We start from the raw sequence: 24,271 nt of genomic DNA, 5'->3' as shown, positions 1-24,271 counted from the left end.
TCACCCTCTCAGGTCGGATACCCATCGACGCCTTGGTAGGCCATTACCCCACCAACAAGCTAATGGGTCGCAGGCTCATCTCTGAGCGAGGCCGCAGCCCCTTTCCTCTCAAAGACCTACGTCCAAAAGAGCGTATTCGGTATTACCCCCTATTTCTAGAGGCTATCCCCATCTCAAAGGCAGATTACCCACGCGTTACTCACCAGTCCGCCACTCTAGAGAAACGAAAATTCGCTTCCTTGCCGTTCGACTTGCATGCTTAAAACGCACCGCCAGCGTTCGTTCTGAGCCAGGATCAAACTCTCCATCATTATTCTAAACCCCGTTTCCAGGGTCCGAAACCTCAACCTGTCCGCCCCACACCCTTCCCTCCCCCTTCCCTCACCCTCTCAAATATCATTCCGCGCGCACCACATACCCGCAGCACACACAACTCAACCACTCTACCCATAACCTATACCCCTTGTCAACCCCCACCACCCGCATAAAATTCTTTAGAACTCGCCTTTGTACCCGCACCACCCCTATTCACATACAAACGCTGCCCCGGCAAAATACTCCCAGGAGGAATCGTGATACATACTCACACGCTCTCGCTGAGCTTCATGCTGTTTTCATTCTTCTTCGGTGCAGGAAACCTCATCCTTCCCCCCTTACTGGGAAAACACGCAGGTACGACACTCGCCACGGCGTTGCTCGGCTTTGCCACTTCCGCAGTCCTCATACCAATCGCAGGGCTCATTACTATCGCACACGCAGGCGGTATTGTCCCTTTGTCAGAAAGGGTAGGAAAACGCTTCGCTCACTTGTATCCGGCTATTACTCTCCTTGTCATCGGACCGGCGCTTTCTATCCCACGGGCAGGAATCGTCCCCTTTGCGCTCGCCATCGCTCCCCTCATCCATCGGGCGAATACCACACTACTTGCGCAGCTTATATATACAACATGCTTCTTCATTGTTTCCTACTGGCTCTGCATGCGCCCACACACCTTAAGCAACACTCTCGGCAAAGTACTTACCCCCGCGCTCCTAGTACTCGTTCTCCTCCTCTTCCTTGCCTCCTTCACTCCGACACTCGGTCCCTACCTCCCTGCACAGGGCGCTTACGCTACCCACATACCCTTCAGCCAGGGATTCTTAGACGGTTACCTCACCACGGATGCACTCGCCTCCCTTATGTTCGGCAATATGATCCTTACCTATTTGCATCGGACCCGCTACACAACCGCCCCTTTCCCTCCCACTCCAGCAAACACCCCCGCAGATATGCGCACCGTCGCCTGGATAGCAGGGGTCATGCTCTTTTTTACCTATGGAGTACTGGCGCATCTCGGCGCACTCAGCGCCCGCCAACTCCCCCATACCGTTAACGGCGCGCACATACTCGCGTCGGTGTCACGCCACCTTTTCGGAAAAGCAGGCATCGCACTACTAGGACTGATCTTTACAATTGCCTGCCTAACTACCTGCGCCGGACTGCTTGTTTGCGTCAGCGAATACTTCCACAAACGCGCACCCCGTGTGTCTTACCTGTGCTGGATACGCCTGTTCACCATATCCAGCTTTGCGCTCGCAAATACAGGACTAGAACGTATACTGGCATACGGAACACCCCTACTCATGATCCTATACCCAATCTCGCTGGTCCTCATTGGCATATCACACCTCGAGCGACTCATACGGATACCACGCGCCGCCTACCGCCTGACAGTATGGAGCGCAGGAACACTCAGCACCTGTGCAGTCGGTACGCCGCTTGTGGCGCACACCCGGATAGGACACGTGTTGAATACACTCATACATACCCTTCCACTCGCACAGGAACAGCTCTGCTGGCTTATCCCCAGCGCGGCAGTTCTTATACTTAGTACTGCGCATGCACGCTTACGTGAAAAAACATGCACGCCTCGCGGTACGCTACCCCTCACGGATAACTGACCACTGGATCTCACCATCTTGTGGAGATGGGGGGAATCGAACCCCCGTCCTAAAGAGCGAGTGCTGCGCGCCTACAGGTTTAGCGGTGCGTACTGCGTTTGTCGGACTCTGCTAGGCCTGCACCGCACGCGCCAGAGTCTTAGCACAGACAAAAGTCCCCCTACGTCCGCCGTGCACAACGTAAGAGCAAGCTCCGTTTGGCGTCGGGCCGATATGTTCGCTCAGAGCAGCGCAAACACAGGCCCGCGATTACGCGGCGAGCGCGTAGTCGAAACTGTCAGAATTGGCAGTTATAAAGGCGCCGAATCAGGAGATCGACACTCCACCTGCAGCGCAACACCCCACATCCCTAGTCGAAACCTAGTCATCCCCCACAGACTGACGTCTGCCCTTTTCTCTACATTCCCCCTCCCTCACCCTGTGCACCCAACCTAGGAGGCACGCTCTTCCATAATCGCCACCCCATTGCTGGTACCAATCCGTGCACAGCCAAGCTCGATAAAACGCTGCGCCTGCGCGCGCGTACGGATGCCGCCTGAGGCTTTTATCTTTGTCTCACCTTTCAGATATTTTTTAAAGCACTGAATATCCCCTTCCGTTCCCCCGCGCGACGCGTAGCCGGTGGATGTTTTGATAAAATCCGCGTGTCCTGCCTCCACACAGGAACACGCAAACGCGATGTGCATCTCATCTAAGAGGGCGGTTTCCACGATCACTTTTACAATGGCCCCGCGCGCGTGACACCGCGCTGCAACCTGCGCAATTTCGCGTTCTACAACCTCTCTTTCTCCCGCGCACACCTTGTCTATACGGACGACCATATCCAACTCTTGCGCCCCATCGTCCAACGCACGCTGCGCCTCAGCGCACTTGACCTCCGTGACGTGCGTACCAAAGGGAAAACCGATCACGCTGCACACCCGCACCGCCGTCCCCCGCACCGCACCTGCTGCTAACGCCACATGGCAAGGATTTACACATACCGACGCGAAGCGATAGTGCTGCGCCTCTTGGCACAGACGCAACACTTCGGCCTCAGACGCAGAGGGCCTTAAGAGCGTGTGGTCAATATATGCATTGAGTTCCATGACACTATCCTCCCTGGGACGGAATGTCAGCCGTACCTAGATGGGGAAGCGGACGCGCCCACGCCTCCGCGGACAATTGGCCGATCCGCTCCTCCCCTGCTCCGTCATATGCTGCAAGCGCAAAAAAATACAAAACGCCGTTCTGCAGTCCCCGCACCGTATATGACAAACGCTTACCCACCCGAATAGGAGATCCCGCCACAAAATACATCCCTGACGTGTCGCCCACATACACCACATACCCCTCTACGTCAAAGTCAACCGAAGGTGTCCACGTGAGTATCACCGACCCGTCAGCCGCCTGCGCAAAAAGACGCCCCGGGGGCAAAGGACGCTCATCTTGCTCATAATCAACGGTTACTGCATGCACCACCGGTGTCTTACGACCTGCACCATCTGGATACAATTGCACAGCCACCTGGAAGTATCGTCCTTCCAATCCGCTGAGCGGCTGGCCTGCCACCACCGGCTGCCACAACGGGTACTCCAACGTCCAGTCCTCTTTCGTTTGTCCTACTCGCACGAAGAACGCCACATCTGCCTGCTCTGGAATATCCACATCTGCATTCACACGCCGGACCACCGCCTGCAGTCCTCCTGCATCCGTGATCTCCGACTCAAAGCGGCCACCTGCCTGGTCAAAACGCGCAAGACGGTTAAAACGGCGCAGCACCTCTCCTGCTTCAGACGGCGGAACAAATTCTTCAGTAATCACCACCTCATCGATCAGACCAGAGTAGCGCTCCCCGATATGTACTGCGGCTGCAGCGCCTAAACGCGCATGCCACACCTGGCCAGTTTCATCCTGCGAATCCGTGAGGTACTCAAGACATTCTGTACGCCCATTCATGCGATACTCAAGCACACCGCGCGTTTCGTCGTACGTGAGCATATGGTGGCTCCACCGCTCTGGCAGCACGTGCGTACGCGAACGGAGACGCAAAGAGACTGCCTGTCCGCGCACGTCATTCCACAACCCCTCCGCGCGCCACTCAAGCCGGTGCTGTAAAATGTGCGCCACAATATGCTGATAAAAAGAACGTCCGCGATCAGAAAGAGAAGAACGCCACCGGAACAACACCGCCCCGTTCTCACTCACCGCAGGATACAGCCAAAACTCAATGGAGAACGAAGACAAGGCCTGCGACCCATAAAAAAGAGCGCCCGGATTTGGCTGTAGCACTACCCCTTCTGCACCATCTCCCCCCGCGGCCCCCCCATATGCAGATGGCACGGAGCGGTGCATCGTGCGAAACAACGCCGCCCCCGCTCCGCGATGCGCACGCTCTTCGCCCACATGCTGCGCAGAGGAGGACTGCACACGATAACGACCGTACAAATCGCTGACCAACGGATCATCAAAACTAAGATACAAGTCACCCCGAACACTGCGGGTACGCGCAGCAGAAGAAAGTTCAAGCGCCGGATGGCCCGCTCGCCCCACACGCGTACGCAGGTTTTTTACCCGTGTAAGCGACTGCCACCCCTGCGCACCCCCGAGCAGCAGCTGCGCTTCCTTTGCATACAGCACACCCGCAGCATTCCCCTCCCCCCTCCACACGCCGCACCATACCCCAACAAGGGCGAATATTGTCGCAAAAAGCGCACCCATCGCCGCCGAGTATCGGCCTTTCCACACGAATAATCAATAATGAGCGCTCACACAGCTCCCACACCGTACAGAACCAGAGCTGCACGCAAAGCCCGCGCAGCGCCTTTGTATGTACGCGCACGGTACACCCCAGGGAAAAAGAGCGTCTCCTCAGCAGACAGCGAAAACGAATGGGCACTCCGCTACAACGGTTCAGCCTAAGGGCAAACCATCACCCTTACCCCGGCGCATGGTCACGTAGCGGTTCAAATCCGTCATATTTTTAACTACTATCCGGCGCTCTTGCCACTCAACCTTCCGCTGATCAGAAAGCCTGCGCAGCGCGTCCTGTACCTCCCTGTCAGAAAGACCAGCCCACCGGGCTATCTCTTCGATGCTGATATCAAAAGAACGCGCGTCGCTGCTGCGATCCACGTGCGGTTGCGTTTCATCCAACATCAAGAAAACATCCCCCACACGCGCAGTACTATCTTGAATCGTTAAAATCATAAAACGCCGCTTCTGGGTGTAAATACGCCGCACAAACGTTTTCAAAAGCCGCATTGCAATAGCAGGATTACCCATCATGAGCACTTCGAAATTCTCCCGATTGAACTCCAGCGCCACAACATCGTCGTACGCAACCGCAGACGCCGAACGCGGTGAGTTGTCGAGAATAGACATCTCTCCAAAAATCTCCCCCGGTTGCAACACATCCAAGTAGCGCTCCTTTCCGTTGATAATTTTAATTAGACGCACCCGCCCGCTCTGCACGAGGTAGAAACTCTCCCCCACATCAAACTCTGCGAAGATAACAGAACCCCGCTGAAACTTTTTGGCAAAGCGCGTAAACGAGGCAAAGGCATCAGCCATGCGACGCCTCCTCACAGGAACGCTGGAGCTCTTTTATGCGCGGAACTAAAGACTCAGGAGCGGTAGAAAGCGCCTTGTCGTAAAAAGAAATCGCCTTATCCGGCCTCCCCATACCCTGATAGCACTGTCCCAGATACATCAGCACCTCCGCAAGACGCGTAGACTTCGGATTGCGGGTAATGCACTCAGTGAACGTCTGAATGCTCCGCACAAACTCCCTCTGCTCAAAAAGACACCGCCCCGCACCCAGATACGCAGCCTCCGCGCCCACTCCCCCGTTCGACGCGCACCCTAACCGGTAATGCTCATAGGCCTCACCCCACTTTCCCTGTTGCTCAAGAAGCTCTGCGGCACGCAGATCCCCCACTTCAGAATCGACAGCTGACTCAGCAAAAGCAGAAGGCACCTCAAAACCCGCATCCGAACCTTGCGCACCCGCCTCCTCAAAGCCGCGCCCGACTGTACCGTCGGCGCTCTCAAGCATCGACGCAATATCGTGCCGATGCTTTCCGTCCGGATACAGTTCCCGGTAACGCTGCGCCACCTGACTTGCAGCAAGGTAATGCTCAGAGGCGTGAAAGGCACGGGCAACGGTGTACAAACCCTCCTCGTTATTTGTCTCCTCCTGAGAGTCAAGGAGCGACTCAAGCTGCCGATGCACGCTCCGCAGTTGGCGAGAGAACACCTTGAGCATCTTCATAACAATGCGAATGTTCGTTTGAGCAAAGGCTTCAAACTCCTGACTCCCAAACGCATACACAATCGAATCCACCAAGGTGATCGCATTCTCTTCACGAGGAAAATTACCGAGCGCAGACTTAACCCCAAAGAACTCACCAGTTTTAATGTACTCAGTCACCTGCGACCCTGTTTCGACATCCGCAAAGGTAAGCGCCACGTGCCCCTTATTCAGGATCATAACACGATCGTCAAGATCGCCTGAAAAATAGATAACCGAATTGGCCTTATACTGAATGGCTTTTGGCACGTCTGCCTCCGTCTTCCACGCGACACCGAGAAAAAGCGTGGCTCCCACGGTACATTTTCGATAGAACGGTCATGCACTTAAGTCTTTTTCCAGAATTCACGTCACGCGCTCCTGCGCGCACACCTGCAGAGATCGTTCGCACGCCTTTTCCAGGAAAGGTGGGTGTGCTACTATCGGTATGTGCAAGTTCACTCTATCTGGAGGCGCTTCTGTGCGCTCGGCCTGCTGGTGCCCTTTCTGCTTCTGCTGTTTTCTTGCACCAACACGGTTGGCTACGGCGTCCTCCAGTGGTCCCTCCCAGATCTGGGACTGAGTACAGGAGACATCCTGCCGGTGTACGTGCGCTCAAACGTCTCCCAAGTGTACATTGTGGAAATCCAGAAGAAAAAGGTAGAGCTGCCTTTCTGGCAGCTAAAATTATGCAGGACAAAGAAAGAGGCGCTTCAGTACGCTGAGCGCCTCCGCGAGTACCGTTACAGCTACGCCACCTCTGTGCTCGACGGTCTGCCCCTGCGAGAAGGGCCTGAGAACACTGCCCCCCAAGTTTATCGCCTCCGCGAGGGACAGGCGGTCAAGCTATTGTGGAAGGGTACAGGGAAGGCCGTCTACCGCGGTGAAAATCGCCTCGAAGGGGATTGGTTCAAGGTCATGACCGAAGACGGTACCACCGGATGGTGTTTTTCTCACGGTCTATCCCTCTTTGATGAGCGCGAGTCGCGTCCTACAGTACGAGAAACGGACGATCTCGCACGTGATCGCGACCTTCAGCACGTACTCAACTCTGCGTGGTATCCTGAATACTACCGCACCATGGTTGAACAGCGCCGCATCGACTTAGAAAAAATGGCAAGCGGCTGGGGTTTATTTGTCGGTGAGAAAAAAGGCCTCGCACGCATTGAATTGCCCGATGCGCACTACGCCTTTCCCTACTCCCGTCTGGTAAAAACCGGATCCAACGGGTACCTCTTTGACGGATCCTCTCTGAGCATCTATGTTCGGGACGCGCACACCCTTGCCGCGCAGTTCACTGACGAAGCTGGGCGCCTGCGCATAGAACGCTTCGTCACCCTGGAGAAAACGCCTGAAGAGATTATCGCAGAAGAGCAGCTGCGGCGCAGTGCGCTTTTGGAACACGTCTGCACACCAGGGCTGCGCCTTCACTCTGAGATATATGGGACGCTGTCTTTTACAGAACGCAACGTCTTCACCTGGACAGGGGCGCGCGCGCTGTCCCCGGCGCTTATCCCCGCAGGGGCAGGGAGCACGGGGCGTGTAGCACTGCGGTGCTTCATAGATCAATCGCTGAAAAGCGAGTATGAAGGGGTGCTGTCCTTCGACTTTGACAGCGCGCAGGAATGGGTGCACTTCCTGTACTTACGCACCCCCGGGGGGCTAAAGCTCGAACACATAGACTCCACCCACCTGAAGGATGCGACAGTGCTCCGCAGGAGCGTAAGCCCAGTGGTACTCTACTTCGCGCCGGAAGGACACGCCGAGCCCCAACCCTAAGAAGCAGTCAGCCGTCGGGAAGGGAGACGGCCGCAGGCCCCTTTTGGGAGGACGAGCGAGCCCTGTGTGCCCGGCTGCCCGCCAGCTGCCACCCCGGCGCGGATTTGAGCAAACTGGCGCGCAGTGACTCCTAGCGCGGCATGTCCCGAGGATCGGTCTTGCCGATTTTTTCCCCGAGTTTGTTCATAAACTCAGCTAGCTTCATCTTACCCTCAGAACGATAGATACGCTCTACCTGGGCGAATGCCTCAAGCCCCTTGCGGACATGATCCGGATCAGCCATAAACTCGTCAAAGTTCGGAATAACCAACTTCATACCTGGCCTAATGCGGTCTGGATGCGTTACCACGCCCTCACTACAGGCCATAATAATGGGGAAATAGTATCCGCGGATGCGCGAGCCGTAAAACTTTTTAGCAATTTGAGAAAGGGTGTCTTCGTTTTTGACCACGTACTCAGCACGCGACACCTCTTGCGGAGCGACTGCCATAGGCTCCTGCGGCTCCTCGGGGACGGGCGTCATGGGCTCTTCTTCCTGCTCCTCCACAGGCGGCGCAACTTCCACGAGCTCCTCCGCCGGAGGCGCAGACTTGCAGGACGTAACACCCGAGATAAACGCAATCCACAGCAACAGGCCCGTACTAAGCTTCCTCATCATCGTCTCCTCCTCCAGACTGCACGCACAATCCGGACAAAATAGCGGCCCATTTTCACACAGAACCCCAATGAAGACAAGATACATGCCACCTCATGGGGAAAATCATACGGCATACTCTTAGCAAGCGCACACACCGTCCTTCCCACCTCTGCCGGGAGCAGCGTGCTCTCTTTAGGTCCATTTCATCGGAAAGGATGGCACTGCAATTCATTAAGGATACGCACACAATCAACCGAAACAGTGACAAACGTGGGTGCGCGTAGCTTTCGTTCCGCCGTTTTTACTCTTCTCACCACTGTCTGTGCGCTGTGCGGCGACCCAGCGCATGCCTATCTTGTGCAATTTAAAGAGCAATTTTACCGTCTGTACCATACACACCTGCACCAGTATCCGGACGAAGTTATTGAAAATATTCATTGGCTTGAGCGCGCTGTACACGCCGACTTCGCCAATCCCCTTTATGCACTTGCGCCTATTCGCGATAAAAAAAGCTGGGAAAAATACCGCGCACTCTTCATGATGCACTTAAACCTCAAGCTGACGGAGCAACATTTGCGTCTTGGCGAAAAATTTGACAAAAGGGAAGCCCTCTTTTTCAACGCACCATGGAGAGAAGAGAATATCGAAAGCCTCGCTACCGCCGAGCGGTGCTACCACACTGCACGGCGATACTGGCACGAAGCGGCGCTCTGGGCCGAGCGCGCAAACGCCGATCAGTTTCGTTTTCTGTTCCTCACCGAGTTGCCTGCTTGGGAAGACGAGCGAGAACGCATCGCGCGCGGCACGCTCAACTATGCGCGTACCATATCGCGCGAGCTCGCACGTCTCGAGGCGGTGCGTGCTCGCTTCATGGAGATGAACGACACCTACTGAGAACGAACTCCACCGGTACCAGGCGACACTGAACACTTACATCGCCTGGACTACACAGAAGCCGGTCAATAGCGGGCGGGTTTGCCCAGAAACTTTACCCCAAGATCAGGAAAATCCGTGAGCACCACGTTTGCGCCCGTCTGTTTGAACAAAATGGAAAACATCTCGTCCATGGTGCGCGCGTAGCTAGGCAGTGTTTCTTTCCGTACCGTGTGCACATGACATTCCAATTTCGCATCTTGGATTGCAGAAACCATCGGACTCAGGCGAACAGCGCCCACCTTCGACCATTCATTCTCTATGAGCATCCTCCAGTCAGGACCCACGCCGTCTGCATATTTTGCTATTTTCTGCATACCACCGGGCTCAAACATCCAATTGTAATTGTAGTTTATCCATTTCCCACGCGAGTCCTTCTCCTGTGTTTCACGTTGATCTGTGTAAGCAACACGCTGAATCAGCTTCACGTTCATTTCGTACTTTGGTAAAAGTTCTCGTTTGATACGCTTCAGCTCGTTAAAATCATACGTTTGCACATACACTAGATCCGATCGACTTTGGTAACCGTATTTTTTCAACAGAGCGAGGGTAAGCGCTGCGATGTCTTTTCCTTCCTGATGATGAAACCACGGCACCTTTATTTCAGAGTAAATTCCAATCTTTTTCCCGGTTGTCTGTTCCAACCCACGGATAAACTGCAACTCCTCTTCAAAAGTGTGCAGCCTAAAACCAGGCTTCCAAAGAGGAAAGCGCTGGCCATACACCGGCGTATGTCGCTTACCGCGCGTATAGAAACTATTGGTTGCACGGAGGAGGGAAAGTTCTTCTACCGTAAAATCTATGACATAGAAATGCCCATCCGCACGCTGCCGGCGTGGAAATTTTTCTGCCACGTCAGTCATATTATCCAGAATATGGCTTTGCGCTACGATAAGCTGATTATCCTTTGAAAGCACGACATCCTGCTGCAGGTAATCTGCTCCTTGTGCAAAAGCAAGAACTTTCGAGGCAAAGGTGTGCTCGGGCACATATCCTGCAGCGCCCCGATACGCAACTATCATACGTTCGGACGCACAGCCTGCAACCAATGCCGCAAACACCCCCCCCCAAAGCGTCACACAATATGTTCCCCGCATAAACTTCTCTCCTCCCCTGTTATAGAATGCACAGATCGTCACCGTGCATAGTAGCACGCCGCATATCTCCACTGAGCGCTGATCCTACCTTCAGTTTTAATCCCATTCACGACATGTCTTGCATACAGGGTAACGGGTACGCCCACACACGCGCTTGAGAATGGGGAAAAAAGTCTTCAAGTAAGAAAAAAAAGAAGCAAGAGCCAATACCACTGGCACCACGTACACCAGGCGGCCAACCGCACGCATGCGCTCATACCAATCCGCGCCAGCCAATTCAAAGGCGTACAATGCTTTCAAAAGAAGCGAAAAAAGGACCGCACCCATATACGAGGCTGTTTTCAGCTTTCCCATTCTCTGGGCACCAACTACGTGACCTTCGCCACACGCAAGCATTCTCAGGAACATCATTCCAAATTCCCGATACAAAATACACAGAAAAAGAAAAACCGGCATGAAGTTGTCTGCCACGAGGCAAAGCATGACAGTTACATTCGCTATCACATCAGCAAAGGGATCGAAAACCTTCCCAAAACTAGAATACTTCCCTGACTTGCGCGCGTAATAACCGTCGAGGAAATCAGTGCACGCAATGAAAAGAAAAAGCAGCACCGACGCGATAGACACCACACGCCCCACATTGGCAGCAGGAAAGTACATAACAACCCAACGTGACATATGATAGAGTGCAAAGAAAGGGAGAACCAACGCCAGTCTCAGCGCAGTATAAAAGTCAGAAAGCCTCATACTCACCTAGGGGAAAGACGTAATGGTACACCACAGGTGTACTCCTAGCCTCGAATTTTGTATCGCCTATTGAACCTGTCAATGCGTCCTGCTGAATCTACCAGTTTCTGTTTACCGGTAAAAAACGGATGGCACGCAGAACAAATCTCTACCCGCAAGTCCTTCACGGTAGAAGCAGTCACGATGACGTTACCACACGCACACACCACCTTCGTCTCCTCGTACCGAGGATGCAGTCCCTTTTTCATCTGAATCGCTCCTTTCCCCATTCTACAGCGCGCCGCGCCCTTAAAAAGGTTACATCCACCCTCTTCCAGAAGGCTCGTACACGCCGGGTGTAACCGACACACGTTCCAGTCTCCTTACTCAGGAGGAGAACGCACCCGTATTCATAGACCTCAAAAATGCCTCGTTGTTCTTTGTTTTACGCATCTTATCAATTAACAATTCCACAATTTCTGCATCGTCCATAGGATTGATTACCTTACGCAACACCCAAATACGCTGCATTTCTTCCTCCGTCAGGAGCAACTCTTCCTTACGCGTACCAGACTTTTTAATACTCACCGCGGGAAATAGGCGCCGATCCGAAAGGCGACGATCGAGATTTATCTCCATATTCCCCGTACCTTTAAACTCCTCAAAAATAACCTCATCCATCCTACTGCCTGTTTCAATAAGCGCAGTGGCAATGATTGTCAGACTTCCTCCTTCCTCCACATTGCGAGCTGCACCAAAGAAGCGTTTCGGTTTGTGCAGAGCATTTGAATCCACTCCCCCCGACAACACTTTACCTGAAGTTGGCATCGTTTGGTTATAGGCACGCGCCAGACGCGTAATCGAGTCAAGCAAAATCACCACGTCCTTCCGGTGCTCTACCAATCGCTTTGCGCGCTCAAGCACTATCTCTGCAATCTGTACATGGCGAGTAGCCTGTTCATCGAACGTAGAAGAAATAACTTCAGCATCAACCGTACGCTCCATGTCGGTTACCTCTTCAGGACGCTCATCGATGAGCAGCACGATAAGATAAACTTCAGGATGATTTTGCGTGATGGCATTTGCAATTTTCTGCATGAGAATCGTCTTTCCCGTACGCGGCGGCGCTACAATCAGCGCACGCTGCCCCTTTCCGATCGGACAGAACAAGTTCATGACACGCGTTGAGATATCTTCCGTTCTTGTTTCTAAATTCAGCTTTTCCCGCGGGTACAAAGGGGTAAGACTGTCGAAAGGGACACGGTCCTGTACCTTTGCTACTTCTTCGAAGTTTACCGTTTCCACGCGGAGCATTGCAAAGAAACGCTCTCCCTCCTTAGGGGAGCGAATCTGCCCATAGATGGTGTCGCCCGTTTTCAGATTAAACAGGCGAATCTGACTTGGAGAGACGTAGATGTCATCGGAACCGGGCAAATAACTGTTCTGAGGTGAACGCAAAAAACCATACCCGTCAGGCAATATCTCCAGCGAGCCAGAAGCAAAGATAACGCCACCATTCTCAGTGTGATTTTTAAGAACGTGAAAGATGATATCTGACTTTTTCATGACAACCACGTCTTCTTGAGAGATACCCCGCTGTACTGCAAAATCACGCAGGGCATGCATCCCCATCTCAGTTAAATCATCAATCAGCAAACGCGCCCTACCCTTAACGTCGGCGGAAGACTCACTTGTTTCCGCATCTTCTGGGCAGAAATTTTGCTTAAAGCGTAGGGCTCTTCGCGGACGTTTTTCCACCTCCAGCGCTTTTGGCGTCACCACTCGTCTCCGTGAGCGAGAGCGGATGACGAGCTTCTTCCTCCCGCCGTAGGCATCGCATTCCCCCACGTCAGCGGCACTATCCTCAGACACAATCTGATTCCCCACGATTCCCTCTTCCAAACCCAACTCTCCTTGTCCGACGACGGTACCAACAGAAACTTTCATAACTTACACACCGAGATTACCGACACCGGTTTGAACAGCACGCAGCACCGTGCACGCTACAACCCTGGAAAGAAAAACCGACGTCCAACGAGTACACGCCCAAGAACACTCTCACCTAAATTGGCTAAAGACTAGAACACCAGGAAAACAGAAGACGACACCCTTAACTTCACGTGGTGTATACAGGAACTGTGCGCCTCTTTTAGGCATTCAGTCAAGACCCAACCATATCTACGCTAACGACGCAGATGCTCCTTCAATTGCTCAGACTGGACAGAAAATAGATCCCGCTTCGAAACATTCCCTTCCCGAGTCATGCAAACAGACCCCTCAAACGTAACTCCATCACAGATTTTAATTCTAGAAGCAGTGACATCCCCAAACACTCGGCTTCCATCCCTCATCTCCACACGATCAACCACCGTCAGATTCCCTCTCACTTCCCCCTCAACAAAAATAGAAACAGCACGCGCGTACTGAACTGCACACACCGCACCCGGCGCAATGGTCAAACAGCCCTGCGCATCGATAGCACCGGAGAACTTTCCCCTGATGTGCAGGTTACCTTTGAATCGCAATACCCCGTCGAACACCGTCTTCGCACCCAGAACAGTCTTGCCATGCCCTTCGCTAACCCGTTTCAACGCCACCCGCCCCTCCTGCATCTCAGCATATGGCGCACACCACCAGCAATCAATATAAAAAGGGACGCCACACAAAAAAAGACTCCCAACGCGTCCCCCCAATACCGGTAGCCTCCGCATGCGCATGTGACAATCGGAACGTCCGCCACCAAAACTCCCGGGGCAAAGGGCTGTAGTTCATCGAGTATACGCCCGTCAGGCGCAATTGCAACCGTCTGGCCAGACGTACTTGCACGCACCAGTGCCCTCCTGTTTTCGATTGCGCGAAACACCGCCATACTCAGGTGCTGATACTGACAGGAAAGACTCTTTGCCCAACTGTCGTTAGAAATATTGACGAGCAAAGAGGCACCACGCGCACAGAACTCACGCGTGATGTACCCAAACGCATCCTCGAAACAAATCGGGACAGAAAACTTTAACCCTCGTGCCTCAAACACAACGAATTCACTCCCCTGGGCCCAAAAGCGCGCATCCTGCTTTTCCAAGAAGTTGTAAAACCAGGGAAATACCCGCTTGTACGGAAAGTACTCCGTAAAGGGAACAAGCTTTATCTTATGGTACCGCTGCGGACTCGGCGGAAGCACGTTCACCCCAGGAATGAAAAGAAGCGCCGCATTGTAATCAACACGTTCCCAATTCCCCTCCTTCGTGCGCTTCTTATATGCGTCGTCACTACCGATAATAAACGGGCAGTTCTTGGCGTTCACGTAGTCCAGCAAATCGCATACTAACTGAAATGACTGCTGTTCGTGCCGGTAGCGATAGTGCCAGTCGATGCGAGGAACAAAAGCCGTCTCCGGCCACACCACCAAATCAACATCTGGATACCGCTCAAGCGCCCAATCAGAAAGATACGTCAGTGTGCTAAAATCCGCCCGATATGACTCGATACCGCCGCGTCGCGGATCACCATTAGGCTGAACGAGCGCAACCTTTGCCCGCGTGTGAGCTGTGCAATCCGGCCACCATCCCGCCTTGGCCGCGCATACACAAAACCCACACAGACCAACCCACACCAGCGCCGAAACCCAGTGGCTATACGCGGCAGACAAAAACGCCCGAGCATTCCTTTCACTTTCCTCAACCCACTGCCCCAGGACAGATGCGAGCCACGCTGAAGGAAAAACCACCAATGCAGAAACAACCCACACACCGAAGACCGATGCAACTTGGATAAGCGGCAGTACACGCCATTGCGAATAACCCATAACCCCGTAAGGGAAACCAAGAAAACCAAGCGTCTTCGCGTACTCATACCCAAGCCACACAAGACACTGCACGAGAAGCGCCCGCCGCTGCCAAAATGCACCACCAGCCTTCAGCGCAAGACACAGCGCCGCAAGAAAAAGCGCAGAGAAGCCGGCAACTACGCACAACGCCACCGGATGAAATACAAAAAGCCAATAAGAAAACGCACCGTAGCTGAACGCGCCGTACGCACCCCCCCAGAACACAACCGCAAAACCCGAGGCCCACCTTACCAAAAGGAAGAGAGGAGCAAGCGCCCCATACGCTAGGAGAGCACACCCTCTGGGAAGCAGAGGGTTAGGGTGAGAGAGCGCGAACAGGGAAACCGCCAGAACAAACAACAAAAACTCGCCCAGACGGGAACGACACCATTCCTCAATCCGCACCAACCTCCCCCGAACGATATCCCCGCACCGCACTCTTTAAACGCTTGCTGGGGCGGAACACTACCACACAATGACTTGGAATAGAGACCACCTCCCCTGTCTTTATGCTCTTCCCGACGGAAGCCTTACGCACGCGAGACTCAAACACCCCAAAATCCCTCAGCTCGACTGTCTCCCCCCGTTCCAATGCAGCGGTTACCACAGAGACAAAGCTATCAACAACCCTCGCGACATGGCGACGGCTCAAATCCACCTCGTCACAAAGTGCATCGACAACGAAAGACCGCGTTCTCCTAACTCTCTTCACGACAAGAAACACACGCGGGCAAACAGCCGCCTCAAACGCGCACCACCTCGGGTGAAGAGAACACACCGTTGTACAGTCTACACATTCGGGACTTCTGGCGAGCCACAGCCTTTCTAGCGAAAACACCTTTCCGGGCAGCGGTGTCAAGTCGCTTCACCAAGCTCCTAAGTAGAGGCAGAGAACTCTCCCTATCCCCGGATGTAACAGCAGCCAAATACCTCCGCGCACAAGTACGCGCCGCAGACCTAGCCATCCTACCACGCATCCTACGCACCTCACTCTGATCATGCCTCTTCCTGGCGGATACACTCCTACCCATCCGACCTCCCCGAACGCCAAAACACCGCTAAAACCCAAGAAAAGAAGAGAGGGAAAAGACACGCCCCGCGCCTAGAACCCCACCGCCCCCTCTCCCTAGGAAGACTACTGCACTACTGCTGCTCTTCCTGCCGCTGAGCACCCCCAGAGGGTGTAAAACCAACCTCTGTAGCAAGCTTCTCTTGCTCTATATAACGCAGCACCTGCTGCTGCCCGAAACGCGCAACCTCAACTCTCTTACGCTCAGCCTCACGCCGCGCCTGGATACCCCACAGGTCCTCGTCCGCAAAATCGCGCACCGTACTCAGCACCGCCTTATCATAGATAATCTTGACGTCCTTGAAATAACCAACATAGTCCCCTCCGGCATGAGCCGCGTCCCTAGTAACCATAAAGCCTTCAAACACGACGTGGGGCGTCGACGCGGGATACACGGGATACAAGCGCACCTCCCGCGACCGAACATCAGAGATATACGAAGGATTGTTCCACACCAACTCCTTCCAGGAGTCGAACAGGAGATACCCCATGAAGTAGCGATGCACCTCACCATCCTGATCCCGCATCATCACGTACAAACCATGAGGATAATTCATCCCGTAAGTGTTCACCGCGATGGACTTAAGAACACCCACATTCTTTACCACTCCGTACCCATCTTCAAAACGCCCCTTTCCAGAAGCCTTCTCCTCCTCTGTGGGGGCCTGTACATTACCCTGATCGTCCACCTGAGCCATCACCTCGTACGCAGGAATTACGAACGCCGGCTTTATCATTGCGTTTGCGTTACTGTCCCACGTGGGGAACAACACGCGCACACCAAGGACACGCTCACCAGCAAAACTCTTCGCTCCCTCACTTACCGGAGCCTCAATAACGCGAGAGGCAGCATGGGCGACAGGATTACGCGCGGAAGAATTCAGCACAACCTCCCACTGTGCAACCGCAAGAGAAGATCTCATCAATGCCTTCTGCTCGTCAGTGTACGAGGTATCCGCCAGAGAAGCATAGTCCAGAACGGTACGCCGATTATGCGTCATACCTCCACTCTTATCCGCCATGATATCAGCGTTCAGCTTTGCGAAGTCGATGAGCACTGACTCATCAGCAACCGCGCACACCCCCGAGAGCAGCGCCACCGCGCTCAACACAACCGCTTTCTTCATTCAAACGCTCCTTTCGCACAATAAGATAACCACTCTTCGAGTATACGCTCACCGCCTATTTTGTCAACACCCCTGCATCTACCCATCACTTTCAAACCCCGCGCGTCCCCCGACATAAAAACACACCCGCTTTACCGGCGCACAGTTCAACACAACCGATCGCTCAAAAAGCTCATACGCACGGTGCAGACTACACGTCCGATACTTCGGTGACAGCACCCCTACAGGCAAATCTATATACAACGTATCGCCACGAGAAAAACAACTCAGCGGTCTCACCGCTGGATCCACCAACCGTGCGTAACCATGATGCTGCGGCCCTAACAACAATTCGCGCACTACCTCGCGCACAGCACCCCCTTGCGTGTGCCCACGCACATAGCGCGGCTCACACACCACTGCCCCATCACGCATCCGCTCAAAGAAAAGCACATACCGAATACACCGCTCCCCCGCCAATTGCTGCACCGCAAGTGCCACACCAATTATTAGCAAGAGAGTCCAACACACCGCCCTCACTACACCGTACAATGCTGCCCCATCCCCTATCATAAGGGTCCGGTAAATCCCCCCGAACCTTCAAAATACGTGATAAAAGAAACAAGCCCATTGTAGATTCCCTGCGCGCACCTTTTCAAGTAGTCCGCATCGTTGAGCAACCGCGCCTCTACCGGATTACTCACAAAGCCTAATTCCACCAAAACACTTGGCATCTTCGCGTTCCGTACTACAAACCAGGCCTCCTCTTTTACTCCACGATTTTTACTTTGTGCACCGACGCTTGCTTGCATTCCGTCAGCGATACTGCGCGCAATCATAATACTTTCCATTGTGAATTCCTCTTCGAGCATCGAGTTCAAGATCGGGAGCACCTCTTTGGACGCCGCATTTTTATCAAGAATTGACCTGCGATATTCAGGCGGCAAGTACCACACCTCAAACCCAGAAGCCTTTGTATTCCATGAAAAATTCGCATGCACCGACACGTACAGGATCGCTTCGTACTTCCCTAGCTTTACCCCATTTGCCATCGCCACACGCTCCTCAAGCGTAAGATATGAATCCCCTTTCCGCGTCATAATGATTTTACGATCCGGATAGCGCGCCGTAAGTAAGTCATAGATATTTTGAGATGCACGCAACGCAATGTCTTTTTCTTTCACCACCACCGTTTTACCCTGCTCACGGTACGAGCCCTTCGTCCCCCAATCCTTTCCTCCATGTCCTGGGTCTATGAGCACCGCACCCACACGATGCTCAGGTTGATGTGAAGAATACCCAAATACTTTCCTTAGCCGCTCTGCAAACCCTCCACTTACATACACCACCGCGTCCTTTACCACCGGCGGATCAATCATCAGCACCTCACTACCATCCAATAGTGCAAGCACTTGCCCAACCCGACATTGTACTCGTCGCTCACCTTTGGAAAATAAAATTGTTTGCGAAAGCGGATTCCAACTAACCGACACATTCAACGTACGCGCAAGCTTCATCGCAGACACAAACGCTTCATCAGCAGAAAGACACAGTGCAAAAAAGAAAACACCACCTATCAAACACGAACGCAAAAACTTCATAATGCCCCTCGCTCGAGATACCCTGTCAAAGTACCAATGCACACCTGTCCCCTCTCCCTACTCACAATAAGCACATACGTCCACGCACCACACTACCATACCCTTTGCGCATGCAATCTCTCACCAGATGACAACCGGTGCACTTTACTGAGAACGACACGCAAAGTACGCAAAAGCTCACGCGGTAGATATTCCAACCGCTCCCCTAACAATAGTCCTAACTCCTCAGTGCTATTCCATACATCATGGAAAAGCGCGGTTTCTTCCGGACTCATCAATCCAATTTGGAACCCAAAAATCATCACTCCACGCCGACGCAGTTCCTCTATCGTTCGTCGACTCTCATGAGGGTATGAGGAGCATCCGTCAGTAATTACCAACACAACCTTAACAAAAGATGTATCAGACGACACACGTGCACGCCTGCGTTCCACGTCTGCAAGAATGTGTTTTAACACCTCTGCATCATTCGTCCCTCCGAATCGTCCATCTAAGTTCACCGATGCTTTGATAAGCTGCGCGCTATTGAAGTCTTTCGATTTACTCTTTCCAAATGACTTCACTTTTATAAAACTGCTCCCAAAGTAATACACCTCAGAATGAATAGTTGTTCTCTCACGCCTACCTGCTGCGAGCATGTCTGAGTACTCTCCAAAATCTTTCAACGAAAGCATACTTACCGCAAGCGCTTCCCTTGCACTCGCAATCTTTTCTTTATTCATAGAACCCGAGTTATCAACAACGAATGAAACTTCTATCTGTGCCGGACGTAGCGTACACGCACGCACTTCATACACACGATCATACACGCGCAGCTTGTACCTCTGATCCCTACCCCGAAATTCTTGAAAATCAGGGAAAACTGAAACAAAATCGCCTACGTTTAACCTCCCCTTCGGGCACTTCCCCTCGTAACAGTCTATCCACTGGACTGACTTTCCAATAAGTGATTTCCAAAACGAGCGCATATCGATACGCAAACGATGCGTTGTACGCAGCAACCGCGCAAACTCTTTGCGTTCCTTCGGAGAAATAGAGAAGCGCTCGTCAAACTGAGTGGTACAAGACTCAAAAACATCTTCTCTTTTTTTCAGCTCTTGCTGCCCGTCCCTTGAGTGCACAGCGTGCAAATTACTTTTAGTGTATTCGAAGGCACGCTCGTTTCTGAAAGGATCATAACTTCTGTCCGTTATATTCTTTAACTCGAATGTGATATTTGCCACACTCAGATGCCAAAGCCGCACAAAATGCTCTAAGAGAAACACAGAGACAATACGGTCCCGGTGCTTGGTTGGGACTACCTCGCCAGAAAGGGGGAAAAATTCTGAGTGAATAAAATTACTCATCTCAGTACCAAGCACTAAAGTGCGTAGCACCTCCTGTACTACAGGATCCCGTGCGATGCATGCGCGATTGCAACCCTTTGGCATATCATGGAACAGCACGCGCTCTGCAAGCGCATATGCAAACTGCAAGTGCAATGCCGTTTCCGTATGTTCCCAATACACACCCCGTTCTTTTTGATACAGAGAAGCCAGCAGCGCACTTCCTTCTGGAGTTGTGTAGTACGGAGCTCTGTTCCGCACATAGTGGAAGGCATACACCGCATCGAAAAGGTAAAACAGTGATGCCACTTCTGTGTGGCAGTAATGCTGAACAAAGGCGCGAACACGTATTTCATCTCTCGCTTCGCGAGAAAAAACTGCCTCATACATAAGACGTCGCATCCCCTGTGCAGCGTCTTCAAAAAAAGACACACGGTTGCAGTAATACGCGTAATCCGCCTTTAATTCTCGATAGTAAACAAGCTCCCGGAAAAGGTTCCACAATATTTCTTTTCCGTCAAAGTCGTCCTTTAAAAACCACTGCAGTGGAACCCCTACCATCCCCTCCTGCGGAACAAACACAAACCGATCAGCTTGTAAAATAGGTACACAACGAAAATGCGCATCCCCCGCAAAGGTGGCGATATTCCGTGCTTCAGCGGAAAAAAAACGCGCAAAATTCTCTTGCGCACGCTTCGCATCACATTCATTCATTGTCATGCAACGGCGGCGCGACGATCTTACTCAGTCTCTCTTTAAACATAGAAGGTTCACAAAATTCGTGCACCGTCAAAAGCCTGCACGTACCATTTTCTGCCGCAATAAACACGTTGAATACCGACGGGTGTTCACTCTGCAATAAGAATGCAGAAACGACCGCTCCTGTTGTGTTTCCAAATGAGCGAGAATACTGCGCCGTGCCCGTAGCATCGAATGACAGCAAACGCGCCTCCCCACCCCGGCCGAAAACAAGCACCATGCGTGAAGAGAGCGCCAACGCGCATAACACTACACTTTTGAAACCTGTAATCCATTCGCCATACGCATAGTCCCCCGCAGCCATGCCATGCTCGTGCCGAAGCACGCGACTTTCCCCGTCATCGCCAAAGACTACCACTCGATCCTCAGAAAGCACGACCGCTTCAGTGTATGGATTTTCAAATCCATATATCGCGTCAGAATACTCTTCATTGTGTAAAAGGCGTGTACCGCTAAAACCACTAAACACCACAAGCTGCGCAGTATTAAGAGCCCGTACTACCCGTATTCCCCCACCTAAACCAAGAATCGGCCCACGATACTCATATCCGTGTGCACTCTTTTCTAAAATGAAGAGAGCACCTGTCTCATCACCTACCACCACTCGGTGAGCATTTACTTTTTCCACACACAGCACACGCTCATACACGCCTTCAACACGCGCAACTACCTCAAACGAAACCCTTCTTCTCTCTGCCTTCTTCGATCGTTCCTGAATAGAAAGCACGATCGTTTCACCACCTTCGGTAACGACAACTACTTCTCCATCACCCATAGAGATAAGCGCACAAATACGCCAATCCGTTTTCACGCTCTTATGCGTGGATTCCGCAACAAGCCATTGATCGTGCACCCGGTATAAAAGCCGTATATCATCTGTGCCACCTGCGATAAGGACAGAATCTTCCGCCAAAGGAATCGCTGCGGTGATGCTTTTTCCAAATTCAAAAAACACGTCACTGTACGTGCACTCATCTCCACAGATATCGGGAAAGCAGTGCCGAAACTCGGGAAGCAGCTCCTGAATCAATGCGTCACTTGTCTGTTCTGCACGTGCAAGATCATCCCACAGTGCGCGCGGAGTTCCTCCCTCACTGCGCAATCGCGCGTGCTCAGACACCAGTTGGTCACACGAACACTGCAGATGGGCAATCCGATCCGCACACTCACGTGCGTATGATTTCTCCTGCAAAAGTCTGAATGCTGCACACACGCGTACCAACTCGTGTATCCGATCGTGCAGAACCAACATCGCACCGGCATCTACCACATCCGGCACTGTATTCTGTGTATGCATGGCGTACGTAGGTCCGTGTCCAAAGAGCAATACCACCACCTCAGCGAGAGTTTTTACCCCATCCGGCAGACGCGTGTATTCGTAAGGACGGGTACGGATCTCTTCGTAAGAAGTAAAACCTGCCCCAATCCCCTTGGGCCGCACACTCCACCCGTCCTTTTCTTGAAAAAAACCAAATCGGACTGCTTGCGATAAAATATAATTTTGATCGTCTGCATTCAAAACACCACCGATAAAGCCGTCCCACAGCGCCTGATCCACATCCTTCTCTTCGCCCCGATTCCACTCATCAAGCACACGGATCACATTACGAATGGAAAGCACCGCTTCACGCAGCTCAGGCTCCACATCCCCAAGACCGTCATGCGTCTCACTTCCCCCCGTGCTATCTTTCCATTTGCCGGAAAATACCTGCTGCGTCACCTTTGCCAATTGCGCAAGTTTAAACAGCTTGTCCAATGAACCATCAATATCCGGCAGGCAAAGTGATCCTCCAGAAGAGGCAAGACGCGCGAGAATGATGCGAAAAAGTTCATTTTTCTCAGGATGCGCCTGATTCGTATAAAGACCTTCTGTGGACTGCGGAGGGTAATCATATTCGAACGTGTTAAAGCGCGAAGCAAACGCGGGGTTGAGCGCCCCAGTGCCCTCGTAATGAACAAGTCCACTGCTGATGTTCCCCGTGGCAATTACGCCAAACCCTGCAGCTATTTTTACCGGGCCTACCCCGGGGATATAGGCGAAATCCCCTACCCGTTTTTGCAAAATATCATTGAGTGCGATGAGATGCTGCATGGGAATTGCGTTGATTTCATCGATAACAAGAGGTCGTCCCTCTTTTACTGCGCGCAGCACCTCACGCTCAATCTTTTGTACCTCAGTGCCAAAATTGCCATACTTTGCAAGATAGATATCCAGCATTGGATCAAATGCGTAACCACGCTCAGTAAAGGCATGCACATCCTGGTAACAGTGTTCGGGTGTTTTTCCCTCCAGACTGTTTTTTAACACAAGCGTCTTTTCAAGAAACAGATCCTCTGTGTCGATGTGCTTTGACCCCGAAATAAATAGGGGTTTGATGCGCTGCAAAAGCCGCTCGTCACCGAGACGTAGCGCCTGTTCATAATATGCCGCGCGCTGAGAAAAAAGGCGTTGAAACTGCGTACGCGCTTCCTGGGAGTTTTGTAAGGCATCTGACACGCCACGCTCGCTGCCCCGAATCTCCGCACACGAGCCACCGGTTGCAGCAGTGCACCACTCATTAAGCGCACAACGGACATCTTCAGTGATTAATTTATGAAGCGCAAAACGCTCCGCGGCGAGCACGGCGAGCTCAGTCTTTCCCGTGCCGAGATGCCCGCGGAGTAGCACCGCATCCCCGCGGGCAAGGCTTGTCGCTATCCTCTCAAGTGCAGCACTAACAGAGGGGGTTTGCGCAAACACCCCCGAGCTGACGCGTTCAACTTCCCCAAGCCATTGAGCAGCATGGAGAACGAAAAAGGATTCAGGTGTTTCCAACGCGAGCGCTGCTCGTTGCTCCTCCAGATCCCGTATGGCATCTGAGTGCACTCTGGTAAAAACCGTACTCCGCCTATGGATACCGAAGTGGGCACAGGCGACTGCACACTCCCAGTCGCGCAAAAAGCGCTCATACACAATACGCGCGTCAATATCTGCCAAACGTGCCCGATACCGTGCAAGTTCCGTATTATGGAAGTGCGTAAATGCCTGTAACAACAGGCAATCTGCACTGCACAGCGCGGCGCGCCCATCGCCGAGCACTTCCTCTTGCTGAAGGCTATGCGCAGCGCGGGGATCTATCTCCCTAGACGCACGCAAGAACGAATCACGAACGTCAACAGGGCACTTGAGCTCTGCGCGAACCACCCCCGAGCGCTCTTCCCTTGCG

21 protein-coding genes, 1 rRNA gene and 1 other RNA gene (1 of these 23 cut by a window edge) are annotated in these 24,271 nt (G+C 52.8%); 3 read left to right on the top strand and 20 right to left on the bottom strand.

Features of this window, described 5'->3' with window-relative positions:
* A 16S ribosomal RNA gene (locus TPANIC_RS01340) occupies positions 1-311 on the bottom strand; it reaches 1,238 nt to the left of the window's first position.
* 261 nt (positions 312-572) lie between these two features.
* Here TPANIC_RS01340 and brnQ point away from each other — a divergent pair.
* Positions 573-1,940: a branched-chain amino acid transport system II carrier protein gene (gene brnQ, locus TPANIC_RS01335; protein ID WP_010881714.1), complete on the top strand. Its 1,368-nt coding sequence runs from the start codon at positions 573-575 to the stop codon at positions 1,938-1,940.
* A gap of 18 nt (positions 1,941-1,958) precedes the next feature.
* Here brnQ and ssrA read toward each other — a convergent pair.
* From ssrA to TPANIC_RS01315, 5 genes are all read right to left on the bottom strand, one after another.
* Positions 1,959-2,312: a transfer-messenger RNA gene (gene ssrA, locus TPANIC_RS05235) on the bottom strand.
* A gap of 59 nt (positions 2,313-2,371) precedes the next feature.
* Entirely contained in the window at positions 2,372-3,028 is a 657-nt protein-coding gene (gene deoC, locus TPANIC_RS01330) for a deoxyribose-phosphate aldolase (RefSeq protein ID WP_010881713.1), read from the bottom strand.
* A gap of 4 nt (positions 3,029-3,032) precedes the next feature.
* Positions 3,033-4,559 carry a LamG-like jellyroll fold domain-containing protein gene (locus TPANIC_RS01325; RefSeq protein ID WP_237250218.1) on the bottom strand — a complete coding sequence of 509 codons (1,527 nt, stop codon included), beginning with the start codon at positions 4,557-4,559 and terminating at the stop codon, positions 3,033-3,035.
* Between the two features lie 273 nt (positions 4,560-4,832).
* On the bottom strand, positions 4,833-5,492 hold the full coding sequence (locus TPANIC_RS01320) for a Crp/Fnr family transcriptional regulator (protein ID WP_014342784.1): 660 nt from the start codon (positions 5,490-5,492) through the stop codon (positions 4,833-4,835).
* Complete coding sequence (locus tag TPANIC_RS01315; protein ID WP_010881710.1) at positions 5,485-6,528, bottom strand: cyclic nucleotide-binding domain-containing protein; 1,044 nt, start codon at positions 6,526-6,528, stop codon at positions 5,485-5,487. Before TPANIC_RS01315 ends, TPANIC_RS01320 begins: the two co-directional genes overlap by 8 nt.
* 114 nt (positions 6,529-6,642) lie before the next feature.
* Here TPANIC_RS01315 and TPANIC_RS01310 point away from each other — a divergent pair, with 114 nt between their 5' ends.
* Positions 6,643-7,989: an SH3 domain-containing protein gene (locus tag TPANIC_RS01310; protein ID WP_010881709.1), complete on the top strand. Its 1,347-nt coding sequence runs from the start codon at positions 6,643-6,645 to the stop codon at positions 7,987-7,989.
* 130 nt (positions 7,990-8,119) lie between these two features.
* On the opposite strand, the gene TPANIC_RS01305 is transcribed toward TPANIC_RS01310, so the two are convergent.
* Positions 8,120-8,647: a LysM peptidoglycan-binding domain-containing protein gene (locus TPANIC_RS01305; protein ID WP_235214079.1), complete on the bottom strand. Its 528-nt coding sequence runs from the start codon at positions 8,645-8,647 to the stop codon at positions 8,120-8,122.
* A 162-nt stretch (positions 8,648-8,809) separates the two neighbouring features.
* Here TPANIC_RS01305 and TPANIC_RS01300 point away from each other — a divergent pair, with 162 nt between their 5' ends.
* Positions 8,810-9,520 (top strand): hypothetical protein, encoded by a 711-nt coding sequence (locus TPANIC_RS01300; RefSeq protein ID WP_010881707.1) that lies wholly within the window; start codon positions 8,810-8,812, stop codon positions 9,518-9,520.
* 65 nt (positions 9,521-9,585) lie between these two features.
* Here TPANIC_RS01300 and glpQ read toward each other — a convergent pair whose 3' ends face one another.
* From glpQ to TPANIC_RS01240, 13 genes are all read right to left on the bottom strand, one after another.
* Positions 9,586-10,638, bottom strand: a complete 1,053-nt coding sequence (glpQ, locus tag TPANIC_RS01295; RefSeq protein ID WP_235214078.1) for a glycerophosphodiester phosphodiesterase — start codon at positions 10,636-10,638, stop codon at positions 9,586-9,588.
* Between the two features lie 114 nt (positions 10,639-10,752).
* On the bottom strand, positions 10,753-11,403 hold the full coding sequence (gene pgsA, locus TPANIC_RS01290; RefSeq protein WP_010881705.1) for a CDP-diacylglycerol--glycerol-3-phosphate 3-phosphatidyltransferase: 651 nt from the start codon (positions 11,401-11,403) through the stop codon (positions 10,753-10,755).
* 44 nt (positions 11,404-11,447) lie between these two features.
* Positions 11,448-11,651, bottom strand: a complete 204-nt coding sequence (gene rpmE, locus TPANIC_RS01285) for a 50S ribosomal protein L31 (protein ID WP_010881704.1) — start codon at positions 11,649-11,651, stop codon at positions 11,448-11,450.
* 118 nt (positions 11,652-11,769) lie between these two features.
* Positions 11,770-13,329: a transcription termination factor Rho gene (gene rho, locus TPANIC_RS01280; RefSeq protein WP_010881703.1), complete on the bottom strand. Its 1,560-nt coding sequence runs from the start codon at positions 13,327-13,329 to the stop codon at positions 11,770-11,772.
* Positions 13,330-13,565: 236 nt separating this feature from the next.
* Positions 13,566-13,979 carry a bactofilin family protein gene (locus TPANIC_RS01275; protein WP_010881702.1) on the bottom strand — a complete coding sequence of 138 codons (414 nt, stop codon included), beginning with the start codon at positions 13,977-13,979 and terminating at the stop codon, positions 13,566-13,568.
* Positions 13,970-15,610: an apolipoprotein N-acyltransferase gene (lnt, locus tag TPANIC_RS01270; RefSeq protein ID WP_010881701.1), complete on the bottom strand. Its 1,641-nt coding sequence runs from the start codon at positions 15,608-15,610 to the stop codon at positions 13,970-13,972. The genes TPANIC_RS01275 and lnt overlap by 10 nt, the downstream gene beginning before the upstream one ends.
* Positions 15,600-15,917 carry an HU family DNA-binding protein gene (locus tag TPANIC_RS01265; protein WP_010881700.1) on the bottom strand — a complete coding sequence of 106 codons (318 nt, stop codon included), beginning with the start codon at positions 15,915-15,917 and terminating at the stop codon, positions 15,600-15,602. The genes lnt and TPANIC_RS01265 overlap by 11 nt, the downstream gene beginning before the upstream one ends.
* A 31-nt stretch (positions 15,918-15,948) precedes the next feature.
* Positions 15,949-16,236, bottom strand: coding sequence for a 30S ribosomal protein S20 (gene rpsT, locus TPANIC_RS05230; RefSeq protein WP_010881699.1), 288 nt, complete (start codon positions 16,234-16,236; stop codon positions 15,949-15,951).
* A 112-nt stretch (positions 16,237-16,348) separates the two neighbouring features.
* The gene (locus TPANIC_RS01260; RefSeq protein ID WP_010881697.1) at positions 16,349-17,401 is read right to left on the bottom strand and encodes a flagellar filament outer layer protein FlaA; all 1,053 of its coding nucleotides are present in this window, start codon (positions 17,399-17,401) and stop codon (positions 16,349-16,351) included.
* Between the two features lie 78 nt (positions 17,402-17,479).
* Positions 17,480-17,953, bottom strand: a complete 474-nt coding sequence (locus TPANIC_RS01255) for a GerMN domain-containing protein (protein ID WP_014342783.1) — start codon at positions 17,951-17,953, stop codon at positions 17,480-17,482.
* A complete protein-coding gene (locus TPANIC_RS01250) occupies positions 17,950-19,023 on the bottom strand; it encodes an N-acetylmuramoyl-L-alanine amidase (RefSeq protein ID WP_010881695.1) in 1,074 nt (357 codons plus the stop codon). The genes TPANIC_RS01255 and TPANIC_RS01250 overlap by 4 nt, the downstream gene beginning before the upstream one ends.
* A 50-nt stretch (positions 19,024-19,073) precedes the next feature.
* The gene (locus tag TPANIC_RS01245; RefSeq protein ID WP_010881694.1) at positions 19,074-20,867 is read right to left on the bottom strand and encodes a vWA domain-containing protein; all 1,794 of its coding nucleotides are present in this window, start codon (positions 20,865-20,867) and stop codon (positions 19,074-19,076) included.
* 145 nt (positions 20,868-21,012) lie between these two features.
* Positions 21,013-24,249 (bottom strand): P-loop NTPase family protein, encoded by a 3,237-nt coding sequence (locus TPANIC_RS01240; RefSeq protein WP_235214077.1) that lies wholly within the window; start codon positions 24,247-24,249, stop codon positions 21,013-21,015.
* Positions 24,250-24,271 lie beyond the last annotated feature (22 nt).

Origin of the sequence: Treponema pallidum subsp. pallidum str. Nichols, from assembly GCF_000410535.2 — a bacterium.
Lineage (GTDB): Bacteria > Spirochaetota > Spirochaetia > Treponematales > Treponemataceae > Treponema > Treponema pallidum.
This window is presented reverse-complemented; position numbering and strand designations above follow the sequence as displayed.

Excerpts from the sequence above, each read along its gene's own strand:
- deoC (WP_010881713.1), bottom strand. The coding sequence starts at position 3,028 with ATGGAACTCAATGCATATATTGACCACACGCTCTTAAGGCCCTCTGCG.
- TPANIC_RS01320 (WP_014342784.1), bottom strand. The coding sequence starts at position 5,492 with ATGGCTGATGCCTTTGCCTCGTTTACGCGCTTTGCCAAAAAGTTTCAG.
- TPANIC_RS01305 (WP_235214079.1), bottom strand. The coding sequence starts at position 8,647 with ATGATGAGGAAGCTTAGTACGGGCCTGTTGCTGTGGATTGCGTTTATC.
- pgsA (WP_010881705.1), bottom strand. The coding sequence starts at position 11,403 with ATGAGGCTTTCTGACTTTTATACTGCGCTGAGACTGGCGTTGGTTCTC.
- rpmE (WP_010881704.1), bottom strand. The coding sequence starts at position 11,651 with ATGAAAAAGGGACTGCATCCTCGGTACGAGGAGACGAAGGTGGTGTGT.
- rho (WP_010881703.1), bottom strand. The coding sequence starts at position 13,329 with ATGAAAGTTTCTGTTGGTACCGTCGTCGGACAAGGAGAGTTGGGTTTG.
- rpsT (WP_010881699.1), bottom strand. The coding sequence starts at position 16,236 with ATGGGTAGGAGTGTATCCGCCAGGAAGAGGCATGATCAGAGTGAGGTG.
- TPANIC_RS01260 (WP_010881697.1), bottom strand. The coding sequence starts at position 17,401 with ATGAAGAAAGCGGTTGTGTTGAGCGCGGTGGCGCTGCTCTCGGGGGTG.
- TPANIC_RS01255 (WP_014342783.1), bottom strand. The coding sequence starts at position 17,953 with ATGATAGGGGATGGGGCAGCATTGTACGGTGTAGTGAGGGCGGTGTGT.
- TPANIC_RS01245 (WP_010881694.1), bottom strand. The coding sequence starts at position 20,867 with ATGGTAGGGGTTCCACTGCAGTGGTTTTTAAAGGACGACTTTGACGGA.